The following is a 21,140-nucleotide window of genomic DNA, read 5'->3' as shown; positions in this document are numbered from 1 at the left end:
GCTGTCGGCGCGTCCCTCGGTGCATCAGGCTCAAGTATTTCGGGCTCAAAGGCAATGTTGTCTTCAACCGTTATTTAAGCCTAGAGCCGCGTGCTGCAATCAGTCTGCGGCGTATCCTTGCTCCGGTAGACGCTTGCCGTCAAGCCAAGCCGCGTTATCGTGCATCGCTAAGCGCCCCTCGACAAACCAGCTCACCACCAGCGGGTAAAGCGTGTGTTCCTGCGTTTGTACACGCTCTATCACATCCTCTTCCTCGTCATCAGGGAAAATGGGCACTTTGGCTTGCAAGATAACCGGGCCGCCATCGAGCTGTTCGGTCACAAAGTGTACTGAGGTGCCATGCTCTGTGTCGCCGTTGTCGATAGCCTGACGATGGGTGTGCAGACCCGGGTATTTTGGCAGCAAAGACGGGTGGATGTTCAGCAGGCGCCCGGCATAACGCTGGACGAACGCGGCGCTGAGAATCCGCATATAACCCGCCAGCACCACCAGATCCGGTTGATAGTGGTCGATAGCGTCTGCCAGTTCTGCATCAAATGCGTCACGGTTGGCAAACGCTTTTGCGTCTAGCGCGTGGGTAGCAATGCCAGCTTGCGCTGCACGTTGCAACCCATACGCCCGATCGTTGTTACTAAAAACCGCGTTGATCTCGGCGGCAACCCGGCCTTGCTGGCAGGCATCAATCAACGCCTGGAGATTACTCCCCTGACCAGAGATCAATACCACTATCTTTTTCATCACTGAATGACCACGTGTTGTTCGTCAGTATTAACCGCCAGTTTACCAATCTTCCAGGCTTTTTCACCCGCAGCGGTTAACAATGCGATAGCCGCCTCAACATCAGCCTCCGGCAGGGCGATCAACATGCCGACGCCGCAGTTGAAAGTACGATACATTTCATGGCGGCTGACGTTGCCAGCGTCTTGCAACCAGTTAAATACCGCAGGCCACTGCCAGCTTGATTCATCGATAACCGCCTGAATGCCCTCTGGCAGAACGCGAGGAATGTTCTCCCAGAATCCGCCACCGGTGAGGTGGGCGATCGCGTGGACATCATGTTGCTCAATCAGTTTCAGTATCGATTTCACGTAAATTTTGGTCGGCGCTAACAGATGGTCAGCCAGTGGTTTGCCTGCCAAATCGGTACGGGCGGGATCGGTGTTACTGACTTCCAAAATTTTGCGTACCAGTGAATAACCGTTGGAGTGCGGGCCGGAAGCGCCCAGCGCGATCAGCGCATCGCCAGCCTGAACTTTGCTGCCATCGATGATTTCTGATTTTTCCACCACGCCAACACAAAAGCCTGCGACGTCGTAATCTTCACCGTGATACATGCCCGGCATCTCGGCGGTTTCTCCACCCACCAGTGCACAGCCGGACTGTTTACAGCCTTCGGCAATGCCGGTGATCACGCTGGCGGCAGTCTCGACATCTAGTTTACCGGTGGCGAAGTAATCAAGGAAAAACAGGGGTTCAGCACCCTGTACGACTAAATCGTTAACGCACATCGCGACCAGATCGATACCAATAGTGTCGTGGCGTTTCAGATCCATCGCCAGACGCAGCTTGGTGCCCACGCCGTCAGTACCGGATACCAGAATCGGCTCACGATATTTTTGTGGTAACGCACACAGTGCGCCAAAACCACCTAATCCCCCCATGACTTCTGGGCGGCGGGTTTGTTTTACTACACCTTTGATGCGGTCTACCAATGCATTGCCAGCATCGATATCGACACCTGCGTCTTTATAGCTGAGAGAGGTTTTGTCGGTCACTGCGCGATCCCCACGACGGTTTGAAAACGGTGCTTCCGGCATTGATTCCGGAACAAGGCGCGGCAATTCTAACAGTGCAGGCAAACGTTTGCGAGTGGCTTGTGAACTTGCTCGAGTTTTTCATCATCTATAATCAATATCGAACTTTTGTTGATCTGGATCGGGCTATTGTTAGTGGCGTCGTGAAAAAAAGGCGGTATAATCCCGCGATTTTTTTGGCCGTCAACCACCTTAATAGGAGAAAAATGATGAAGATCGTTGAGGTGAAACACCCGCTGGTAAAACACAAGCTTGGCCTGATGCGCGAACACGATATTAGCACCAAACGCTTCCGTGAGCTGGCTTCTGAAGTGGGTAGTTTGCTGACCTATGAAGCGACCGCCGATCTGGAGACTGAAACAGTCACCGTTGATGGGTGGTGTGGGCCGGTTGAAATTGAGCAAATTAAAGGGAAAAAGATCACCGTAGTGCCGATCCTACGCGCCGGGTTAGGGATGATGGAAGGTGTGCTGGAGCACGTACCGAGTGCGCGTATCAGCGTTGTTGGCGTGTATCGCGATGAAGAAACGCTGGAGCCGGTGCCGTATTTCCAGAAGCTAGTGTCTAATATTGAAGAGCGCATGGCGTTGGTGGTTGATCCGATGCTGGCAACCGGGGGATCGATGATTGCAACCATCGACCTGCTGAAAAAAGCCGGCTGCAGCAGCATTAAAGTGCTGGTGTTGGTTGCTGCGCCAGAAGGGATTAAAGCGTTGGAAAACGCACACCCGGACGTTGAGCTCTACACTGCCTCTGTCGACCAGTGCCTGAATGAGAAAGGTTACATTGTGCCTGGCCTGGGTGATGCAGGCGATAAAATATTTGGTACTAAATAAAAATTTAAGCCGACTTAATGAGTCGGCTTTTTTTTGGCATAAAACACAACGCTTCCCTCAATGAAGGGTATTGCTATCACGATGCATGACCTACAACCCGCAGTCAGAGAGGCGGGGCATGGGGCAACGTGGTGCCTTATCCGGTATAGGGGAAATATTGCAGAGGAAAAACCGAGATGACCCGTCGCGCCATTGGCGTCAGCGAACGCCCGCCGCTACTTCAAACAATCCCGCTCAGCTTTCAACATTTGTTTGCCATGTTTGGTGCCACCGTATTGGTACCAATTTTATTCAAAATAAATCCGGCGACGGTATTGCTGTTCAATGGCATTGGTACGCTGTTGTACCTGTTTATTTGTAAAGGCAAAATCCCTGCCTATTTGGGATCGAGTTTTGCGTTCATTTCGCCTGTCTTGCTGTTATTGCCGTTGGGTTATGAAGTGGCGCTGGGCGGTTTTATCATGTGTGGCGTGCTGTTTTGCTTGGTGGCATTGATCGTTAAAAAGGCCGGTACGGGCTGGCTGGACGTGATGTTTCCACCGGCAGCGATGGGGGCGATTGTCGCCGTCATTGGCCTAGAGTTGGCGGGCGTTGCCGCCAACATGGCAGGCCTGTTGCCAGCCGATGGCGTAGCGGTGGATGGCACCACGATTACTATTTCGCTGGTGACGCTGGGCGTGACCATCCTCGGATCGGTGCTGTTCCGTGGCTTCCTGGCCATCATTCCGATCTTGATTGGGGTGCTGGTGGGTTACGCGTTGTCGTTCTTTATGGGCGTCGTGGATTTAACCCCGATTCGTGAAGCGCATTGGTTTGCGTTGCCAACTTTCTACACTCCGCGTTTCGAGTGGTTCGCTATCTTCACGATTCTGCCTGCGGCACTGGTGGTGATTGCTGAGCACGTTGGTCACTTAGTGGTCACGGCGAATATTGTCAAAAAAGATCTGATCCGCGATCCTGGGCTGCATCGCTCGATGTTTGCTAACGGCGTTTCTACGATATTTTCCGGTTTCTTTGGTTCTACGCCGAACACCACTTACGGTGAAAATATCGGCGTGATGGCGATTACCAAGGTTTACAGTACGTGGGTGATTGGCGGTGCGGCGATTCTGGCAATCTTATTGTCCTGCGTGGGTAAATTGGCGGCAGCGATTCAGGCGGTGCCGGTTCCGGTCATGGGGGGCGTATCCTTGCTGCTTTATGGTGTGATTGGTGCCTCGGGTATCCGCGTATTGATTGAATCGAAAGTCGATTACAACAAAGCGCAAAACCTGATTTTGACTTCAGTCATCCTGATTATTGGCGTCAGCGGCGCGAAGGTGCACATCGGTGCGGCGGAGCTAAAAGGGATGGCGCTGGCGACGATCGTCGGAATTGGTCTGAGTTTGCTGTTCAAGGTTATCAGTCTGTTCCGGGTGGAAGAAGAGGTGATTGACGAGCAAGAAGAACAGGGTGAGCAGAAATAGTCGCTTGTGAAAAAGGCGGTGATGCCGTTCATGGCGCTTATCGAACCGCCCGCTTTGCCGCATCGGTCAATAGATTCGGCGGTTGAGTTTGCGCTGCCGAGCAAGGCAACGGTGTTTCGAGCAATCGGCAACGGAGGGCCGGTTGAGGTAAGGCGAACAGAGGCGCCGGCTATCGGTATCTGCGTCCGACTACCCTGAGAGCAAAGGTCGCAAAGACGCGCATGTTTGGTAGAGTAAAGCGGACTTAGCCGGTGTGAGAAAACGGCGCTTAATGCCGCTCAGGCTTAACTGAACGGCATTAAGGTGTGATATGAACGATTATTGATCGGTTGATTCTGCGGGTTGTGGTTCGTTGGTATGCGCCTTGTCATTAACATGGTTTTGCATATCTTGCATTTTATCATCCATGCTTTGCTTCATTTGCGCAGCCTTATCTTTTGCCTGATCGCTCAGGTTGTTGGCGCTGCTCACTGCGTCGTTTTTGATGTCTTTAGCCTGATCAATCATTTTCTGGCTTTGTTCATCCACGTCCTGTTTGATGGCATCAGCCTTGGCTTTAGCATCATCAGTGAGGGCATCAGCGTGTTTATCGGCATCATCTTTTAGTGATGAAGCTTGCTCTTTCAACTTATCTGCTTGCGCCGACGCTTCCTTTTTAAGCTCTTCCGCTTTGGCTTTGGCGCTATCGGTCAGTTGTTCTGCTTTGTCAGCCGCGGCATCTTTCATTTGCTCCGCGCTTTCTTTGGCCTTGTCCAGTTTTGTGTCCATGTCAGAGGCGTCATCGCACCCTGCAACCAATAAGCCGATGATGGAGGCCAGTAGTACTTTATTCCATGATTTCATTGTTTAAGTCCTTACATGAACGAAAAGGTGGAAATGGTTTTTTGCCACTTCATACTAGGACAGGTTTACGAAAAAATACAAATTGCTCGCAGCGTTTTTCTGGGTTTAAGGGTTATCGGCGGGCGTTTGGTTAGCGCTTTGCTCACTATTACGGCATAAAATCCTGTCGGTTCAACAGTACCGGTTTTATGTGTTAGACTGCTGATGTTTTCCTGCCAGTTTTGGTTGAGGTGCTTCTGAATACGCCGGCACAGTTGTCACTGCCACTTTATCTCCCTGATGATGAGACTTTCGCCAGTTTTTATCCGGGTGAGAACCCATCCCTGTTAGCGGCGATCCAATCCGCCGTTCGCCAAGAACATGGCAGTTATATTTATTTCTGGTCGCGCGAAGGCGGGGGGCGTAGCCACTTACTGCATGCGGCCTGCGCCGAACTTTCCCAGTGCGGCGAGGCCGTTGGCTATGTGCCGCTGGATAAGCGAGCGTATTTCGTGCCTGAAGTGTTGGATGGCATGGAGCAACTGGCGCTGGTATGTATCGATAATATTGAATGTATTGCGGGTGATGAAGAGTGGGAGATGGCGATCTTCAATCTGTATAACCGCATTCTCGAAACCGGTCGTACGCGGTTGTTCATCACCGGCGATCGCCCGCCACGTCAGTTAAATCTCTATTTGCCGGATTTGGCTTCTCGCCTCGACTGGGGGCAAATCTACAAGCTGCAACCGCTCTCTGATGAAGAAAAACTGTTGGCGCTACAATTGCGTGCCAAGCTACGCGGTTTTGAGCTGCCGGAGGATGTGGGGCGTTTCTTGCTGAAAAGACTGGATCGCGAAATGCGCACGTTGTTTATGACGCTGGATCAGCTTGATCGTGCGTCGATCACCGCCCAGCGTAAACTCACCATCCCCTTTGTGAAAGAGATCTTGGGGCTGTAGCCGCCCCCGATAGCGAGCGCGGCTCCCGGCACGTTATAAAATTTCCAGCACCTGTTCAGGTGGGCGACCGATGCGCGCTTGGCCGTTTTTCACGACGATGGGGCGTTCGATCAATTTAGGGTTATCCACCATCGCTTGCAGCAGTTGCTGTTCGCTCAGGTTCTCATCCGCGAGTTCCAGTTCTTTGTACCGATCTTCTTTTTTACGCATCAGCTCACGCGCCGAGCTGAACCCCAGTTGTTGCAACAACGTGCGTAACTGTTCCAGCGACGGCGGGGTGTCCAGATATAATACGATATTGGGTTCCACGCCGTGCTGTTGGAGTAACGCGAGCGTTTCGCGGCTCTTGGAGCAGCGTGGATTGTGGTACATCGTGACGTCTTGCATCGTGTTCATTCCTTAAAATCAACCGCGCTGAAATTGGCGGAAACGTTGTTGCAGTTGGCGTAATTGGTCGATGCGCGCGTCATAGCGCGCTTGTTTCAGGCTGCCGAGTTTTTGCAGTGAACTGGCATTGCTGAGCAAGCTGATAGATTGATCCAGTTGCCCAGCTAGCGCCAAGCTTTCGGCCCGGGCGGAGAGCTCCTCATCACGTAACCCTTGTGCAGCGCTGGCCTGAGCCAGTAAATCCCAACCGTTTGGATCATTCGGATGCGTGAAGGTATAGCGATTAAGGATCTTCGAGGCCTGCGCTGGCTGCCCCCCTTCTACGTAAGCATTGGCCAGGTTAAGTTGCAACACCGGGTTGTTGCTTTGCAACGCGTTGGCGGCCTGCAACCGCGCAATAGCGTGCGATGCCCGCTTCTGGCCCAGATCGATGTCTGTCATTAAATCCAGTAACCAAACGTTGTTACTGTCTTTAGCCAGCAGAGGTTGAATGATCTTGCGAGCGTTATCGTACTTTTTCGCTTCGTAAAAGAGAATCGCCCGCCCGTATTTGGCGGCCATTTGCTGACGTGCGTTTCCCTTGCTGTAGGTTTCCAGTAACTCTTCCGACAGCCCGTAGCCTTTGGTGCTGTACATTCCCAGCGCACGGACTTTGGCCAGGTAATAATCTTGCGTGGAATGGACAATAGAGTGGCGCATCTGGTTTGCACGGTTACGGGCATCGGAAAGACGGCTGTCCGGTAAGGGGTGCGTAAGCAGCATTTCTGGCGGTTTAGACGCGTAACGCGCCTGATCGGCCAGCTTTTGCATAAACCCAGGCATCGCTTGCGGATCGAATCCGGCACGTTGTAGCACCTGGATGCCGATGCGGTCAGCTTCCTGTTCGTTCGATTGGGTAAAGCTGATCATGCCTTGTTGAGTGCCGGCCATCGTGCCGCTTAGCGCTGCCATCCCCATGGTGGGGTTCGCCATCGCCAGCAAAATGGAACCGAGTGCGCCGACCCACGTCAGCGGGGCATTGCGTTGCTGATCTTCCATCGCGCGCGCCAGGTGGCGCTGGGTAACGTGGGAGATTTCGTGCGCGAGTACCGATGCCAACTGGCTTTCATCGTCAGTTTCACGAAACAGTGCCGAGTGCAAGACGACGTTGCCCCCGAAGAAGGCAAAGGCGTTAATTTCATCGTTTCGCACTAAAAAGAAGTGGAATGGTGTGCGTACTGAATAAGCGCTTGCCACCAACCGGTTACCCAGTTGGTTAATGTAAGTGGTCAGTAATGGGTCGTTCACCAACGGCGCGCTGGCACGCAGTTGGCGTACGTAAAAATCGCCCATGGCCAACTCTTGACCGATGCTTAAGGTGCCGCCCGCCGTTGTGCCGATATCCGGCAATCGATCCTGCGTTTCTGCATTGACGGGAACCACCGCAGTGGAACTGAGCGTACCGAGAAACAGAACTGCAATCGCTGTTTTGGTCAACCGGGTGGTCATAGTCTGGGGTATCCCTCATGATGTCGTAGTAACTAGGACGCCTATCTCAGATAAGAGTTCTTCTTCCGTGCCGGACTCTCCAGTACAATCAGCTCGAATGTCTGTGGATTCACAAAAACGGTGATGTTCCTCAATCATTCGCGTTGCTTTACGGCGGCTATTGCGCGATAAACCGGTCGACGACGGATTTACGCGCCTGTGGCTCAAAACCGGCAACACGAAATATGACGGGGCTAGCACATCGCTGATGTCGAACCATCACATCATAGTCAGCCGTGAGTCACAATGAAACTTTTGCCCAAGGAATTTCGGGCTAACATTGTGTTGAAACAAATAATAATGTCATGCCCGCTGGGCCGCCAAGGAAAAGGCGGACAACGATCCTCATTTATGGAATCAAGGAGCACTCTCTGATGTTGGAGATGTTATTACAGTGGTACCGCCGTCGCTTCACCGATCCGCAAGCCATCGCGCTCTTGGTGATTCTGCTGGCTGGATTCTGCATTCTCTACTTTTTTCATGGCATTCTGACGCCACTTTTGGTGGCGATTGTGCTGGCCTACCTGCTGGAATGGCCGACCGCCCGTTTACAACGGGTGGGATGCTCGCGCACTTGGGCGGCGAGTATGGTGCTGGTTGTTTTTGCGGGTATCAGTTTGTTGTTGGTGTTCGTGGTGGCGCCAACGGCTTGGCAACAGGGCATCAATCTGATGACCGATTTACCCGGTATGGTGAATCAATTTTATAATTACGCCGCCACGTTGCCGCAGCGTTATCCGGCGCTGGTGGATGCTGGCATCATTGACATGATGGTAGACAATTTGCGCACTCGGCTTTCTGGGATGGGCGACTCGGTGGTTAAGTTTTCACTGGCCTCGCTGGTGGGGTTGCTGACCCTGGCGATTTACCTGGTTCTGGTGCCATTGATGGTGTTTTTCCTGCTAAAAGACAAAGAGCAGATGTTGAACGCGGTGCGGCGCGTGTTGCCGCGTAACCGTGGGCTGGCTGGGCAGGTGTGGATTGAGATGAATCAGCAAATCACCAACTACATACGTGGTAAGGTGATGGAAATGGTGATCGTCGGTATCGTGACTTATCTGGTGTTCTTTATTCTGGATATGCGTTACTCGTTATTGTTAGCGGTGTTGGTCGGGTTATCGGTACTGATCCCCTACATCGGGGCGGCGTTGGTCACTATCCCGGTGGTGGTGGTGGCGATGTTCCAATGGGGCGTGGGCGCAGATTTCTGGACGTTAATTATTGCCTATTTGATTGTTCAGGCACTGGACGGCAACCTGTTGGTACCTCTCCTGTTCTCTGAGGCGGTAAATCTGCATCCGCTGGTGATTATCCTATCGGTGATCATTTTCGGCGGGCTGTGGGGATTTTGGGGCGTATTTTTTGCCATCCCACTGGCGACGTTGGTGAAAGCGGTTATCCATGCCTGGCCTGATGATATGTTGCTCGACGTTGAAAAAGAGCAATGAACGCCCCGGAGACGCGATAGCGGTGGCTGACATCATCATGATATTCAGCCAAACCGAATGGCACAATAAAAAAACCACCTCCGTTGGAGGTGGTTTTTAGCGTCAAGACCGACCGATAGCTCAGTTGCCTTGCAAGTAGCTCAGGACAATATCGTGGTGGTTGGTGGTTTTGAAATTATCAAACACCTTTTCAACGTTACCGTTGGCATCGATCAGGAAGCTAATGCGGTGTATGCCGTCATAGGTTTTGCCCATGAAGGTTTTTTCACCCCAGACGCCAAACTGCTGCGCCACATGGTGATCCTCATCAGATAGCAACGTGAAGTTGAGCAGTTCTTTTTCAACAAAGCGGGACAGCTTTTCCGGTTTGTCGGTGCTGATACCGAGCACTTCAACACCGGCTTTTTTCAATTCATCCATATTATCCCGCAGGCCGCAGGCTTGCACCGTACAACCCGGCGTCATCGCCTTGGGATAGAAATAAACCAACACTCGCTGTCCCTGGAAGTCGGCCAAACTAATTTCCTCGCCGTCCTGGTCGAGCAAACTAAATTTTGGCGCTGTATCACCGGCTTTCAATGGGCTCATCACTACTCTCCATCTTTCTCATCATGCTGTGGATAGTTCACAACGCTAATACTGCCTTGCGCATTCAATTCTGTACATAGGCGATGAAAGGCTTGCTCAATATTCGATGCATCTTGATGGCCGGAGCTGTGCGCGGTGATCTGAATATAAAGCTGCGGCGGTTGGCCGTCCTCGGCAGGTTGGGTACGCGACACCAGTTCTGCAATGTTCATCTGGCTGGAATCGAACAGGTCGGTAAAACGCTCGATAATATGTGGCGAGTCTTTGACCTCCACCTGCACCCACACAGTGGCCGGCATCGGGGGCCGTTCTTGCGAGTTTGTGCGTTTCATCACAATCAGCAGATCCAGCTCTGCACCTTTTTGCGGCAGAGTAGACTCAATCAGCGTGATAGCGTTCCAACTGCCGGAAAGCAGCATGATGAAGGTGAATTCTTCGCCCAACATGGCCAGACGGCTATCTTCGATATTGCACCCGCAACTACTGACATGGCGGGTGATGGTGTTGACGATACCGGTGCGGTCAGCGCCGAGCGCGGTAATCACCAGATAGTGTTCATCTGACATGGGAGTTCCTGCGTGCTTAATGGGTTAATACCCGTTATTGTTCAAATTGCCGTTTTGCGGGCTGAGTTATTGCGTTATTCAATGGGGCTCGCCCTAAGGGGCGCAGCCAACAGCGTTTCACTCCGCGCCGGGCTGATGGGTCACTGACTTCCCTTACTGACATCGATAAGCTTATTGGGATGTACTGACCTGCGCCACGAGGCAACTCGAATTATTTCGAGTATACCAAGGTAAACATAAAAAAAACCGCCTGCCAAGCGCTTACAACACAGTTGTTTGCTTGCTTTTGGATAGGCAGCAAAAGTACCATGAGTGACTTGTTTGTAGAGGGGACGGCCAATGTTTACGGGAAGTATAGTCGCACTGGTTACGCCGATGGACGACAAAGGTGCTGTCGATCGTGCGAGCTTAAAAAAACTGATTGATTATCATGTCGCCAGCGGAACCTCGGCTATCGTATCCGTAGGGACGACCGGCGAATCTGCAACCCTGGCGCATGATGAGCATGTGGACGTGGTTTTGCAAACGCTGGAGCTGGCCGACGGCCGTATTCCGGTGATTGCGGGTACCGGGGCGAATGCCACGGCCGAAGCCATTTCGCTTACTCAGCGCTTTAACGATACCGGCGTTGTCGGCTGTCTGACGGTAACGCCTTACTACAATAAACCGACTCAGGAAGGGCTGTATCAGCACTTCAAAGCTATCGCTGAGAGCACCGAACTGCCGCAAATTCTGTATAACGTGCCTTCACGCACCGGTTGTGACATGCTGCCGCCGGTCATCGCGCGTTTAGCCAAAATTAAGAATATTGTTGCTGTTAAAGACGCAACAGGGAACTTAAGCCGGGTTAGCCAGATCCAAGTGCTGGTTGATGATGAAGATTTCTCCTTGCTGAGCGGTGATGACGCCAGCGGTCTGGACTTCATGCAACTGGGTGGCAAAGGGGTGATCTCCGTTACGGCCAACGTGGCCGCGCGTGAAATGGCGCAGCTTTGCCAATTGGCGGCGCAGGGGAACTTCGCCGAAGCCCGTCGTTTAAATCAACGCTTGATGCCGTTGCATCAGGATTTGTTCGTAGAAGCAAACCCTATTCCGGTGAAATGGGCCTGTAAGGCATTGGGATTGATGGCAACCGATACGCTGCGTCTGCCGATGACGCCACTGACCGACGCTGCCCGCCCGATCGTGGAGCGAGCGTTGAAAAGCGCCGGTTTGCTGTAACATTTAAAGGAAATTTGATGGCTTATTCATTGCAAAAGTCGATGGTAGCAAAGGTCGTGGGGATCTCGCTGGTGATGATGCTGGCAGCATGCTCCAGCGATCAGCGTTATAAACGCCAAGTCAGTGGCGACGAAGCCTATCTTGACGCAGCGCCACTGAAAGCGCTAAGCGCACCAGCCGGCATGATTTTGCCGATTCAGAATGGTAATTACGAGGTGCCGCCGGTGGCCGCCAAAGGCGTCTTCGGGAAAGCGCTGGATATTCGTCCGCCCGTGCAACCGTTGGCACTGTTGAGCGGGTCGCGTGCGCAATATGCGGGCGACAGCGGTACGCTGCTGTTAGAAAACAGTCCGCAAAACCAGAATCTGTGGTCGCGAGTCGTCAGCCTGCTTGAGGCGAAAGATATTCCAATCGCTTCACGTCAAGATGCGGGGCAAACCCTGACGACTGACTGGGTGAAATGGAATCGCCTGGATGAAGATAATCAGTATGAAGGGCGCTACCAGATCAGCGTTCAGCAGCAAGGCTACCAGCAGGCACTGGTGGTGAAAACGGTGGGTTTGCAGCAGCAGGGTAAAACTGAGCAGGTGACGAATACATCCGACATCCAGCGCTATAATGGCATGATGATGAACGCCATCACCGAAGGCTTGGATAAGCAGGACACTCGGGCAAACAGCCAGAACGCTAACCGCTTTGGCGAGCTTGACGTACAGAGCGGCGCAGACGACACCGGCCTGCCGGTACTGATTGTTCGCGCACCTTACACCGTGGTGTGGGATCGCCTGCCGCCAGCATTGGCCAAACTCGGCATGAAAGTGGGCGACCGTAGCCGACCTCAGGGTACGATTGAAGTGACCTACAAATCGTTGAGCAGCAGTGATTGGGACGCATTAGGCGTGAAAGATCCTGAACTGGCCGAAGGCGATTACAAATTGCAGGTCGGTGATTTGAATAACCGTACCAGTCTGCAGTTTATTGCATCAAAAGGGAAGCCATTGACTCAGGTGCAGAATGACGCCTTGGTTTCGGCATTCCAGGCTGCGTTTAGACAAACCAGTGTGAAATAACATCAAAAGGGGCTTCGGCTCCTTTTTGTTTTATCGAGACGGTATCGTTTGCGTCGCAGTTTTGGCACAATATACTCTGCATTCTTGTCGTGACAGCCGTGTTGGCGATGCGCCGTTATCCCGATAACTGGTTTGACGTTGGCAGCCGGGTTTCTGCACCAACCACGCTGTTGTTACCGCAATTAATCGGATATACCCGGCCTGCGCGCTGAGGCATTATCAGAACAATTCTTTATTGGAGTAAGTAAGATGCAAAAGCTAGCTGAGTTGTATCGCGGAAAAGCAAAAACGGTCTACACCACTGAAAACCCGGATCTGTTGGTGTTGGAATTCCGCAACGATACGTCAGCACTGGATGGTGAGCGCATTGAACAGTTCGATCGTAAAGGGATGGTGAATAACAAATTTAACCATTTCATCATGAGCAAATTGGAAGAGGCCGGCATCCCAACGCAGATGGAGCGCCTACTGTCTGATAACGAAGTGCTGGTGAAGAAGCTGGATATGGTGCCGGTTGAGTGTGTCATTCGTAACCGCGCTGCAGGTTCTTTGGTGAAACGCCTGGGTATTGAAGAAGGGCTGGAACTTAACCCACCCTTGTTCGATCTGTTCCTTAAAGATGATGCCAAGCACGATCCGATGGTGAATGAATCTTACTGTGAAACCTTTGGTTGGGTCAGCAAAACGCATCTGGCGCGGATGCGCGAGTTGAGCTATCAGGCAAATACCGTATTGAGCAAACTGTTTGATGAGGCCGGGCTGATTCTGGTGGACTTCAAACTGGAGTTTGGTTTGTTCAACGGTGAAGTAGTGCTGGGGGATGAGTTTTCTCCGGATGGGAGCCGCCTGTGGGACAAAAACACCTTAGACAAAATGGATAAAGACCGTTTCCGCCAGAGTTTAGGTGGTCTGATTGAAGCGTACGAAGAAGTTGCACGCCGTATCGGTGTGAAACTGGACTAAATTGCCGCCTTTCAACGGGACGAGCTGCGATATCGTCCCGTCATTCTGCTGTTTCCCGAAAATTTCTGCATTTCCCACGCCAACAAGCATTTATAATGGTAATCAGTAGCTACGTTTTCTACGATCGTTAAAAACCTAATCTGGAGTTTATTTATGCGTTGGCAAGGGCGTCGGGAAAGTGACAATGTTGAGGATCGTCGCGGGCAATCTTCAGGTGGTGGTGGCGGTTTTCGTCCGCCGATTCGCGGCAAGGGGGGGATTGTACTGATCGTGGTGGTGCTGGTTGCCGGTTATTACGGTATTGATCTGTCGCCATTACTGAGTGGCGGTGACGTGTCGACCTCGCAGCAGCAGAGCGCGTCTATCAGCCCGAAAGATGATGAACTGGCGAAATTTACCTCGGTGGTACTGGCGTCTACCGAAGATAATTGGCGCGAAGTTTTCCAACGAATGGGCAAAACCTACCAGCCACCGAAATTGGTGATGTATCGTGGTGTCACGCCTACCCGTTGCGGTACCGGTCAGGCAGCGATGGGGCCATTCTACTGCCCGGGTGACAAAACGGTGTATATCGATTTGTCTTTTTATCAGGATATGAAAGACAAGTTGGGCGCAGGCGGTGATTTTGCCCAGGCTTACGTGGTGGCGCATGAAGTCGGCCATCACGTGCAAAACCTGTTAGGCATTGAACCTAAGGTGCGCCAAATGCAACAGCGTGCTAGTCAGGTCGAAGTGAACCGGTTATCGGTGAAAATGGAATTGCAGGCCGATTGTTTTGCTGGCGTGTGGGGCAAATATGCTGAGAAACAGCAAATGCTGGAAGAGGGCGACCTGAAAGAGGCGTTGAACGCCGCACAGGCGATTGGGGATGATCGTTTGCAGCAGCAAAGCCAAGGCCGTGTGGTGCCAGACAGCTTCACACATGGTACTTCTGAGCAGCGCTATATGTGGTTTAAGCAAGGTTTTGACAGTGGCGATCCCAATACCTGTAATACCTTTGCTTCACGGTAAATTGACGCTGTAAGCAATCCGTGAGTGATGTGGAAATCCCTGTGAAACGGATTAACCGTTCAAGCCAGGTCGGGGCGAAGATATTCGCCCCGATTAATTTGGGCGCACCGCATTAGGGTAGGGTCTGGCACATTGTTACCCTATCATCGTGAAAATATAAGTCGGTTATTTGGCCGCAGCGATCGCGGCGGGATGTTCACCCATGGGTTTGTAGGCAACTTGGGATGATGGAATTACAGACAGCGCAACGGTTTATGCAACAACAGGGTATTCGCCGTCTGCTGGTATTGAGCGGTGAAGCGCTCTGGTGCCGCAATATGGCGCGGCAACTGGCGGCGAGCTTGCCGGGCGATTGGTTGTGGCTGAGTGAACAAGCCCCCAGCGAAGCACAGTCAATCGCCAGCGGCGGGGCGCGTAACCTGCTTGGTCAAGAGCGGCTGCATGCGGTGTTTGATGCCTGTGAAGGGCTAAACATTGAAGCGTTAGCCCAGTTAGCGGGAGTATTGCGCGCAGGCAGTTGGTTATTGCTGCTGACCCCGCCTTGGGAAGCGTGGTCGCGGCAGGCGGATACGGACAGTGTGCGTTGGAGTGACTGCGCGCAGCCCATTATCACCCCCCATTTTATCCATCATTTCCAACAGCAACTGCTGGCAGACGCGGAGGTGAGCGTTTGGCGACAGGATCGTTTACCACAGCTTGCGCCGTTACCACCGCGCGCCCTTTGGCAAGCGCCGGATGGCACGCCAACGACAGAACAGCAAACGCTACTGACACAGTTACTTGCTGCCAACCACGGCGTGTGGGTGTTGACTGCACCGCGCGGGCGGGGCAAGTCGACGCTGGCAGGCATGCTGATCGCCCATTCCCCCCTAAATTGCTGGATAACTGGCCCCAACCGTGCTGCCACCGATGTTGCTAACCAATGGACACAGGAACAGGCGCGATTTTGGGCACCGGATGCCTTATTGGCGCACTGTCGCCAGCAGGGGGGACAAGACGTAGGCTGGTTGTTGGTGGATGAGGCGGCAGCCATTCCCGCGCCGTTGTTACAGGCGTTGATCGGCTATTTCCCACGCGTATTACTGACGACCACGGTACAGGGTTATGAAGGTACCGGACGTGGATTCTTGTTGAAATTCTGCGCGGGTTTACCAAACTGGCAGCCGCTGGCGCTCAGCCAGCCCATGCGCTGGGCGGCTGGCGATCCTTTGGAAAGGCTGATCGATCATGCGCTGTTATTCACCGAGCAGCAAATAGAGCCAACGCCGCAGCAAACGGTTGATTACCGCTCGTTGGATCAGGCTCAGTTATGTGCTGATGCATCATTATTACGGCGTTTTTACGCTTTACTGAGCAGTGCGCATTATCGAACCTCGCCGCTTGATCTGCGTCGTTTAATGGATGCGCCCGGCATGGCGTTCAGCGCGGCATTATTGGCAGAAAATGTGGTGGGAGCGCTTTGGTTAGTGGACGAGGGAGGATTAAGCCATGCGCTGGCGCATGAGGTGTGGGCCGGACGACGACGCCCGCGTGGTAATCTGGTAGCGCAGTCCCTTGTCGCCCACAGCGGCCCGTGGTGGGCACCGACGCTACGATCAAGGCGGATAACGCGCATTGCGGTGCTGCCAGCATTACGGCGGCAGGGCATTGCGCGCCGATTGATTGACCAACAACGCTCGCAGTCGCAAGGATTGGATTATCTGTCGGTGAGCTTTGGCTACACCGATGCATTATGGCGTTTTTGGCGCGCCTGTGGTTTTGAGCTGGTGCGTATCGGCAGTCAACGCGAAGCCAGCAGCGGTTGCTATAGCGCGATGGCGGTGCTGCCGCTCAGTGAATCAGGGCGGATGCTGTGCCGCGTGGCGCAAAAACATTTAGCCCGTGACTGGCGTTGGCTACAGCAGCGTATCGATTTGCCGCTGACAATCCCCGGTGATGATGGCGATCCGTTATTGAATGAAGAGGATTGGCGAGAACTGGCCGGCTTCGCGTTTGCTCATCGTCCGTTAGAGGCCAGTCTGGGGGCGCTACAGCGATTGTTATTGTCCAGCTCTTTACCGTTGCCGATGTTGCGTGCGCATTTACAACGGCAATTGCCGGTAGCGCAATGTGTCGCGCAATTTGGCGTCAGCGGTCAGAAAGCATTGCTGCGCCAATGGCGTCATGAGGTGGCTACAGCGCTCGAGCTGATAGATCCGCAACATTGCCGCCAGTGGCGTGCCTGGACGCAGGCCTTGGCGGATGAATCATTGCAATAAATGGAACGAGTTGTTCAATAAAACCCGATTTTCCTGATTTCTTAGCGGCGTATAGTGACGGGGAGCCGGCGGAATCCTTCGGCCTCTTCGATTAACTAAGGAATTTCAGATGAAACATGCACATTTCGTTGTACAAAGCCCTGCAACACCGGCTCAGCAATTGATTTTGCTGTTTCATGGTGTCGGCGATAATCACGTAGCGATGGGTGAAATCGGTAGCTATTTCGCTCACTCGTTTCCACAGGCGCTGGTGGTGAGTGCGGGTGGCTCCGAATTGTTCGGTGACGCCGGTGGCCGCCAGTGGTTCTCCGTGGAGAACGTAACAGAAGACAACCGTGTTGAACGCATCGCGCAAGTCATGCCGTCGTTTATTGATATCGTGCGTTATTGGCAACGGCACAGCGGCGTCAGCTATGCGGCCACCGCACTGGTCGGTTTCTCGCAAGGGGCGATCATGGCGCTGGAAGGGTTGGCATCGACAGCGAAACTGGCTGGGCGGGTGGTGGCATTTAGCGGTCGTTTCGCTCGCTTACCGACTGCTAACGTTGGCGACAGTGTAGTGCACCTGATCCATGGCCAAGATGACGCAGTGATTAATGTTGAACATGCACAGGCTGCCGCAGAATGTTTGCAACGACACGGCGTTGATTTCACGCTGGATGTAGAACCGAACGTCGGTCACGTGATTAATCAGGGCATGATGGATAATGCGTTGGAACGCCTGCATTTTTACGTACCACAGCGATATTGGGACGAAGCCCTGCTTGGTAAACGCGGCGATTTAATTGCTTTCAAATAAAATACAGGGCGCATGATGCGCCCTGATACTATTTCTTCTTTGGCCAGTCGTCTTCGTCGTCCCACTGGGCGTTATTATCGCGGTGCGGCGGCAGTTCCGGTTTGTCGGCAAGGTATTTCTTTACATCAACGCGACGTAGTTCTTTGATGCCGCTAACAATCATACCCAGTAAAATCAGCAGGATAACCCACCAGTAGTCCGCTAACCATTGCATGTTGGCACCTATCCTTTAGGGGAGATAAAACGCGAAAAAATCGAGGGTAAATGGCGCTCTAACCATTCGATACCGGCAACGTCCTGATCCTGCCAGGCTGTGAGCAGTAGCGTTGGCGTAAGCAAATGCTCTGCCTCCTCTGCCAATGGACGATAGCTCAGATGCCAAGGTTCGACGGCCACGCCATCACCGTCCTCGGTGAACGGGCGGTAAAATCCAAACTCCGCCATGTGCGCTGTTAACCACTGGTTCAGCGGATAAAAATAGCCACCTTTTTCATATTCCCAAGGCTCGAGCTGTAGCTTTTTATCCGGCGGTAACAAAGAGGGATCGTAGACATCAAGATCGCTGCCCCAATGATGGCGGCTTGCACCGGGCAGTGCCGACCAGCGTAAAATCGCCTCACAGCGCTCACCAGCCGACAGCGGAGCGACATCGATCGGTTGGCTATCCTGATTTAATACTGGACGTTGACCCCAGAATTTACCATTCCAAATCGCCCGTTGGCGCTCAAAGTCGCGAAAGGTGCTGGCAGGCTGTAAATCAAAACCAGCCTGTTGCGCGGCCTGTTGCATGGCGCGAAAAGCGTCGACCGCTGGCGGTTGCAGGCGATGATGGCCGCTTAGCGCGACTAGGTGTTCGGTCGAGCGGCCGGTCAGCATTTCAGGCGTGATCATGCGACCAGTTGCTCCATGATGCGTTGGTACATGCGGCTCAGTAGTTGCAGATCGGCGGCATTCACACATTCATTTACTTTATGGATAGTCGCGTTCACTGGCCCCAGCTCAACCACCTGTGCACCCATTTGGGCAATAAAACGGCCATCTGAGGTTCCGCCAGTGGTCAGTAATTGTGGCGTCAGTTCGGTATAGTGTTCGACGGCATTCACCACCGCATCCACCAGTGCGCCACGCTCGGTGAGGAACGGTTGGCCGGAGAGCCACCAATCGAGGCTGTAGTTCAACTGATGGCGTTCCAGTAGTGCTTCTACCCGCTGCTTGATCAGCGCGTCGGTTAATTCGGTACTGAAACGGAAATTGAATTGTACAAACAGCTCGCCGGGAATGACATTATTGCTGCCGGTGCCCGCCTGGACGTTAGCAATCTGCATACTGGTCGGCGGGAAGAATTCGTTACCGTTATCCCACTCGGTGGTAACCAGTTCATTCAACGCAGACATGGCGCGGTGCACCGGGTTATCAGCCAGATGGGGATAGGCAACGTGGCCTTGAACGCCGTGGATACGTAAATTAGCGGTAATAGAACCGCGACGGCCGTTCTTTACCACATCACCCACGCGGTCAGTGCTGGAAGGTTCGCCCACCAGGCAGTAATCTAAACGTTCATTACGCGCCATCAGCGCTTCCACCACTTTCACGGTACCGTGGGTGGCGCTGGCTTCTTCGTCAGAAGTGATCAAAAACGCCAGCCGGCCTTGGTGATCAGGGTGTGCGGCGACAAAGCGTTCCGCAGCAACCACCATTGCCGCCAATGAACCTTTCATGTCGGCGGCACCACGGCCGTACAGCATGCCGTCACGGATGGTAGGTTCAAAGGGTGGGTTTTCCCAGCGGCTTTCGTCACCGCTTGGCACGACATCGGTGTGGCCGGCGAACGCCAGCGTCTGACCTTCACCACGCCAGGCCCAAAAGTTTTGCGTATCCCCACTGTCCATCGGTTCGATGGTAAAGCCAATCGCCTTAAGGCGCGCGATCATGATTTCCTGACAACCTTCGTCATGCGGGCTCAGGGACGGGCGTTTAATGAGCTGTTGCGCCAGATCGATAACGGGGCAAATCATGCGCTGACCTCAGAAATAAAGTGCTGATAGTTCTCGGCATTAAAGCCAAGCAGGGTGTGACCGTTGCCATCATCCAGCAGTGGTCGTTTGATGATCGCCGGCTGTGCCAGCATCAGCGCAATCGCTGCATCGGCATTGTCGCAGGCGTTACGTTCGGCTTCGTCTAACTTACGCCACGTGGTGCCACGGGTATTTAACAGCGGCTGCCAACCCAGTTGCTCAACAAAACCGCGCAGTTGCTGTTCGCTCAGCCCGTCTGCCCGGTAGTCATGAAATTGATAAGCTACGCCTTGTTCTTCCAACCAGCGACGTGCTTTTTTGATGGTGTCACAATTTTTGATACCATATAGCTTAAGCAAACTTTTTTGAGCATCGTCTTTCATGAAAAAATGTTACCTCTATATCAGGGTAAGTTCAGAGCAACAGGTATCCGGCGATGGCCTAAACCGTCAGGAATCACTGCTCATTAAGTATTTTGAAGATAATGCCCCAGTGCAGGATTTCGATCCAGACTACGAGCTAATTATCGATGAAGGGCGTTCAGCATTCAAAGCCGAACATTTGCATGAAAGTGCAGGGTTAGGACGATTTTTCAAGCGTGTTAATGATGGTGACATAGCGAAAGGCTCGGTACTCATCGTTGAAAGTCTCGATCGGTTCTCACGCGAAAACCCTTTCAAGTGTGTCGAGTACATTTCTCAATTAGATCGTGCTCAAATCGAACTGCATGATGTTGAGAAGCGGCTTATCATTAGCCGCAAGCACTCTAATAGCCTAACTTTTGCGACCATGATCGCCGAACGTTCTTACGAAGAGTCTTGTCTAAAGTCTACTCGTATACGGAAAGGTTGGGACAAACGACGCAAAAAAGCGAAAGATGAAGGACAGTATATGATCAAAAACTGTCCGAAATGGATTGATGTGGTTGATGGGAAATATGTACTTAATGAAAATCATATATTAGTACGTGAGGTATTTGATTTATATCTTTCTGGAATACGCAGTTATACAATTGCACAACAATTGAACGCTGATGGTAAGTTGATTGACAATAAAAAATGGGATAGTACTAAAATATGTCATTTATTGAGAAATAAACGATGTAAAGGTGAGTACACATCTAATAGAACTGAGCGGAATTTTGACGACGATACGGTTATTTTAACTACTGAAATATATAAAATATATCCAAAAATTGTCAGCGAAGAGGAGTTTGCGGAAGTTCAGCGACGATTAGCAAACCACAACTATATAGGTCGTGTGCGTAACGATTTGAAAAAAACAGTATTCAATAGTGATCCTACCCGCGTAATGTGGACACGGCCCTAAGCGAGATTCTGGTTTTCAAATTGTTCCGGACTGAGTCCGCCACAGGCACTGTGGCGACGCC

The 21,140-nt window shown here is 52.5% G+C and carries 23 protein-coding genes; 12 read left to right on the top strand and 11 right to left on the bottom strand.

Going from position 1 to position 21,140, the window contains the following annotated elements; translation table 11 throughout:
* Positions 1-99: 99 nt before the first annotated feature.
* Together purN and purM are read right to left on the bottom strand one after the other, a co-directional pair.
* Positions 100-738: a phosphoribosylglycinamide formyltransferase gene (gene purN, locus ACQKDS_RS08800; protein WP_399668779.1), complete on the bottom strand. Its 639-nt coding sequence runs from the start codon at positions 736-738 to the stop codon at positions 100-102.
* Complete coding sequence (gene purM, locus ACQKDS_RS08795; RefSeq protein WP_399668777.1) at positions 738-1,775, bottom strand: phosphoribosylformylglycinamidine cyclo-ligase; 1,038 nt, start codon at positions 1,773-1,775, stop codon at positions 738-740. The genes purN and purM overlap by 1 nt, the downstream gene beginning before the upstream one ends.
* Before the next feature lie 248 nt (positions 1,776-2,023).
* Between purM and upp the strand changes: the two genes are divergently transcribed.
* Complete coding sequence (gene upp, locus ACQKDS_RS08790; RefSeq protein ID WP_399669258.1) at positions 2,024-2,650, top strand: uracil phosphoribosyltransferase; 627 nt, start codon at positions 2,024-2,026, stop codon at positions 2,648-2,650.
* 176 nt (positions 2,651-2,826) lie between these two features.
* The gene (uraA, locus tag ACQKDS_RS08785) at positions 2,827-4,116 is read left to right on the top strand and encodes a uracil permease (protein ID WP_399668773.1); all 1,290 of its coding nucleotides are present in this window, start codon (positions 2,827-2,829) and stop codon (positions 4,114-4,116) included.
* A gap of 318 nt (positions 4,117-4,434) precedes the next feature.
* Here uraA and ACQKDS_RS08780 read toward each other — a convergent pair whose 3' ends face one another.
* Positions 4,435-4,959, bottom strand: a complete 525-nt coding sequence (locus ACQKDS_RS08780) for an E3 ubiquitin--protein ligase (protein ID WP_399668771.1) — start codon at positions 4,957-4,959, stop codon at positions 4,435-4,437.
* A 230-nt stretch (positions 4,960-5,189) separates the two neighbouring features.
* Between ACQKDS_RS08780 and hda the strand changes: the two genes are divergently transcribed.
* Complete coding sequence (gene hda, locus ACQKDS_RS08775; protein ID WP_399668769.1) at positions 5,190-5,897, top strand: DnaA inactivator Hda; 708 nt, start codon at positions 5,190-5,192, stop codon at positions 5,895-5,897.
* 33 nt (positions 5,898-5,930) lie between these two features.
* On the opposite strand, the gene arsC is transcribed toward hda, so the two are convergent.
* Both arsC and ACQKDS_RS08765 read right to left on the bottom strand, forming a co-directional pair.
* Entirely contained in the window at positions 5,931-6,284 is a 354-nt protein-coding gene (gene arsC, locus ACQKDS_RS08770) for an arsenate reductase (glutaredoxin) (protein WP_399668766.1), read from the bottom strand.
* 18 nt (positions 6,285-6,302) lie between these two features.
* Positions 6,303-7,772: a beta-barrel assembly-enhancing protease gene (locus ACQKDS_RS08765; RefSeq protein ID WP_399668764.1), complete on the bottom strand. Its 1,470-nt coding sequence runs from the start codon at positions 7,770-7,772 to the stop codon at positions 6,303-6,305.
* A 413-nt stretch (positions 7,773-8,185) separates the two neighbouring features.
* Here ACQKDS_RS08765 and ACQKDS_RS08760 point away from each other — a divergent pair, with 413 nt between their 5' ends.
* Entirely contained in the window at positions 8,186-9,259 is a 1,074-nt protein-coding gene (locus ACQKDS_RS08760) for an AI-2E family transporter (RefSeq protein ID WP_399668761.1), read from the top strand.
* 120 nt (positions 9,260-9,379) lie between these two features.
* Here ACQKDS_RS08760 and bcp read toward each other — a convergent pair whose 3' ends face one another.
* Together bcp and ACQKDS_RS08750 are read right to left on the bottom strand one after the other, a co-directional pair.
* Positions 9,380-9,847 carry a thioredoxin-dependent thiol peroxidase gene (bcp, locus tag ACQKDS_RS08755; RefSeq protein WP_399668758.1) on the bottom strand — a complete coding sequence of 156 codons (468 nt, stop codon included), beginning with the start codon at positions 9,845-9,847 and terminating at the stop codon, positions 9,380-9,382.
* 2 nt (positions 9,848-9,849) lie between these two features.
* Positions 9,850-10,413 carry a glycine cleavage system transcriptional repressor gene (locus tag ACQKDS_RS08750; protein ID WP_399668755.1) on the bottom strand — a complete coding sequence of 188 codons (564 nt, stop codon included), beginning with the start codon at positions 10,411-10,413 and terminating at the stop codon, positions 9,850-9,852.
* A 339-nt stretch (positions 10,414-10,752) separates the two neighbouring features.
* On the opposite strand from ACQKDS_RS08750, the gene dapA reads away from it, so the two are divergent.
* The 7 genes from dapA (at position 10,753) to ypfH (ending at position 17,735) form a co-directional block, all read left to right on the top strand.
* A complete protein-coding gene (dapA, locus tag ACQKDS_RS08745) occupies positions 10,753-11,634 on the top strand; it encodes a 4-hydroxy-tetrahydrodipicolinate synthase (RefSeq protein ID WP_399668753.1) in 882 nt (293 codons plus the stop codon).
* Positions 11,635-11,651: 17 nt separating this feature from the next.
* Positions 11,652-12,704, top strand: coding sequence for an outer membrane protein assembly factor BamC (gene bamC, locus ACQKDS_RS08740; protein WP_399668750.1), 1,053 nt, complete (start codon positions 11,652-11,654; stop codon positions 12,702-12,704).
* Positions 12,705-12,793: 89 nt separating this feature from the next.
* On the top strand, positions 12,794-12,916 hold the full coding sequence (locus ACQKDS_RS08735; RefSeq protein ID WP_399668747.1) for a hypothetical protein: 123 nt from the start codon (positions 12,794-12,796) through the stop codon (positions 12,914-12,916).
* Positions 12,917-12,953: 37 nt separating this feature from the next.
* Complete coding sequence (purC, locus tag ACQKDS_RS08730; RefSeq protein ID WP_399668744.1) at positions 12,954-13,667, top strand: phosphoribosylaminoimidazolesuccinocarboxamide synthase; 714 nt, start codon at positions 12,954-12,956, stop codon at positions 13,665-13,667.
* Positions 13,668-13,820: 153 nt separating this feature from the next.
* Complete coding sequence (gene ypfJ, locus ACQKDS_RS08725) at positions 13,821-14,678, top strand: KPN_02809 family neutral zinc metallopeptidase (RefSeq protein ID WP_399668741.1); 858 nt, start codon at positions 13,821-13,823, stop codon at positions 14,676-14,678.
* 254 nt (positions 14,679-14,932) lie between these two features.
* Positions 14,933-16,936 (top strand): tRNA(Met) cytidine acetyltransferase TmcA, encoded by a 2,004-nt coding sequence (locus ACQKDS_RS08720; RefSeq protein ID WP_399669255.1) that lies wholly within the window; start codon positions 14,933-14,935, stop codon positions 16,934-16,936.
* Positions 16,937-17,045: 109 nt separating this feature from the next.
* Positions 17,046-17,735 (top strand): esterase, encoded by a 690-nt coding sequence (gene ypfH, locus ACQKDS_RS08715; RefSeq protein ID WP_399668738.1) that lies wholly within the window; start codon positions 17,046-17,048, stop codon positions 17,733-17,735.
* 28 nt (positions 17,736-17,763) lie between these two features.
* Here ypfH and ACQKDS_RS08710 read toward each other — a convergent pair whose 3' ends face one another.
* Genes ACQKDS_RS08710 through ACQKDS_RS08695 form a run of 4 tightly spaced genes read right to left on the bottom strand, consistent with a single transcriptional unit; the run spans position 17,764 to position 20,133 of the window.
* Entirely contained in the window at positions 17,764-17,949 is a 186-nt protein-coding gene (locus ACQKDS_RS08710) for a YpfN family protein (RefSeq protein ID WP_399668735.1), read from the bottom strand.
* 8 nt (positions 17,950-17,957) lie between these two features.
* Positions 17,958-18,626, bottom strand: a complete 669-nt coding sequence (locus ACQKDS_RS08705; RefSeq protein ID WP_399668732.1) for a M15 family metallopeptidase — start codon at positions 18,624-18,626, stop codon at positions 17,958-17,960.
* Positions 18,623-19,750: a succinyl-diaminopimelate desuccinylase gene (dapE, locus tag ACQKDS_RS08700; protein ID WP_399668729.1), complete on the bottom strand. Its 1,128-nt coding sequence runs from the start codon at positions 19,748-19,750 to the stop codon at positions 18,623-18,625. The genes ACQKDS_RS08705 and dapE overlap by 4 nt, the downstream gene beginning before the upstream one ends.
* A complete protein-coding gene (locus ACQKDS_RS08695) occupies positions 19,747-20,133 on the bottom strand; it encodes an ArsC family reductase (RefSeq protein ID WP_399668727.1) in 387 nt (128 codons plus the stop codon). The genes dapE and ACQKDS_RS08695 overlap by 4 nt, the downstream gene beginning before the upstream one ends.
* Here ACQKDS_RS08695 and ACQKDS_RS08690 point away from each other — a divergent pair.
* Positions 20,132-21,079, top strand: coding sequence for a recombinase family protein (locus ACQKDS_RS08690; RefSeq protein WP_399668724.1), 948 nt, complete (start codon positions 20,132-20,134; stop codon positions 21,077-21,079). The genes ACQKDS_RS08695 and ACQKDS_RS08690 overlap by 2 nt on opposite strands.
* Positions 21,080-21,140: the final 61 nt, after the last annotated feature.

Source organism: Serratia sp. NPDC078593, assembly GCF_050268245.1.
Taxonomy (GTDB): domain Bacteria; phylum Pseudomonadota; class Gammaproteobacteria; order Enterobacterales; family Enterobacteriaceae; genus JBNNGK01.
This window is presented reverse-complemented; position numbering and strand designations above follow the sequence as displayed.

Coding starts and splice junctions, on each gene's coding strand:
- purC (WP_399668744.1), top strand. CDS start 12,954: ATGCAAAAGCTAGCTGAGTTGTATCGCGGAAAAGCAAAAACGGTCTAC.
- dapA (WP_399668753.1), top strand. CDS start 10,753: ATGTTTACGGGAAGTATAGTCGCACTGGTTACGCCGATGGACGACAAA.
- dapE (WP_399668729.1), bottom strand. CDS start 19,750: ATGATTTGCCCCGTTATCGATCTGGCGCAACAGCTCATTAAACGCCCG.
- arsC (WP_399668766.1), bottom strand. CDS start 6,284: ATGCAAGACGTCACGATGTACCACAATCCACGCTGCTCCAAGAGCCGC.
- upp (WP_399669258.1), top strand. CDS start 2,024: ATGAAGATCGTTGAGGTGAAACACCCGCTGGTAAAACACAAGCTTGGC.
- ACQKDS_RS08705 (WP_399668732.1), bottom strand. CDS start 18,626: ATGATCACGCCTGAAATGCTGACCGGCCGCTCGACCGAACACCTAGTC.
- ypfJ (WP_399668741.1), top strand. CDS start 13,821: ATGCGTTGGCAAGGGCGTCGGGAAAGTGACAATGTTGAGGATCGTCGC.
- bamC (WP_399668750.1), top strand. CDS start 11,652: ATGGCTTATTCATTGCAAAAGTCGATGGTAGCAAAGGTCGTGGGGATC.
- ACQKDS_RS08695 (WP_399668727.1), bottom strand. CDS start 20,133: ATGAAAGACGATGCTCAAAAAAGTTTGCTTAAGCTATATGGTATCAAA.
- ACQKDS_RS08780 (WP_399668771.1), bottom strand. CDS start 4,959: ATGAAATCATGGAATAAAGTACTACTGGCCTCCATCATCGGCTTATTG.
- ypfH (WP_399668738.1), top strand. CDS start 17,046: ATGAAACATGCACATTTCGTTGTACAAAGCCCTGCAACACCGGCTCAG.
- ACQKDS_RS08765 (WP_399668764.1), bottom strand. CDS start 7,772: ATGACCACCCGGTTGACCAAAACAGCGATTGCAGTTCTGTTTCTCGGT.
- uraA (WP_399668773.1), top strand. CDS start 2,827: ATGACCCGTCGCGCCATTGGCGTCAGCGAACGCCCGCCGCTACTTCAA.
- ACQKDS_RS08710 (WP_399668735.1), bottom strand. CDS start 17,949: ATGCAATGGTTAGCGGACTACTGGTGGGTTATCCTGCTGATTTTACTG.
- ACQKDS_RS08690 (WP_399668724.1), top strand. CDS start 20,132: ATGAAAAAATGTTACCTCTATATCAGGGTAAGTTCAGAGCAACAGGTA.
- ACQKDS_RS08750 (WP_399668755.1), bottom strand. CDS start 10,413: ATGTCAGATGAACACTATCTGGTGATTACCGCGCTCGGCGCTGACCGC.
- ACQKDS_RS08760 (WP_399668761.1), top strand. CDS start 8,186: ATGTTGGAGATGTTATTACAGTGGTACCGCCGTCGCTTCACCGATCCG.
- purN (WP_399668779.1), bottom strand. CDS start 738: ATGAAAAAGATAGTGGTATTGATCTCTGGTCAGGGGAGTAATCTCCAG.
- bcp (WP_399668758.1), bottom strand. CDS start 9,847: ATGAGCCCATTGAAAGCCGGTGATACAGCGCCAAAATTTAGTTTGCTC.
- ACQKDS_RS08720 (WP_399669255.1), top strand. CDS start 14,933: ATGCAACAACAGGGTATTCGCCGTCTGCTGGTATTGAGCGGTGAAGCG.